General features: G+C 30.5%; 1 protein-coding gene. It reads right to left on the bottom strand.

The features are described 5' to 3' along the window. Positions 1–119: 119 nt before the first annotated feature. Positions 120–367: transposase (locus KGF45_RS20580; RefSeq protein WP_227843083.1), on the bottom strand; the 248-nt coding region annotated here is incomplete at its 5' end.

A 367-nucleotide genomic window follows, 5' to 3' on the forward strand; every position in this document is an offset into this window, starting at 1 on the left:
CCTCGCCTTGCCTAAGCTACTACGATTTGGTATAGTTCTCCAAAGGCTTAAATTCCGAAGTTAGCCCTCCGTACATATATAAGTGCTTTTGAGCCGCGTGTGGGAAAATTACTTTGTATTTAAGCTATCTTATATTTTTTAGCATTTTTAAGATTAATACTTGCATTTAAATCTCTATCAATAGATAAACCACAACTACATTTATAAACTCTATCTTTAAGTTTTAAATTCTTATTAATATCTTCACACTGGCTACAAGTCTTTGATGATGGATAAAATCTATCAACAATTCTAAGTTCTATATTATTTTGCTTACACTTAGACATTAGTTTAGTTTTGAACTCAAAGAATTTCTGACTTGCTATAG

Source organism: Clostridioides sp. ZZV14-6154 (assembly GCF_020657785.1).
GTDB lineage: Bacteria > Bacillota > Clostridia > Peptostreptococcales > Peptostreptococcaceae > Clostridioides.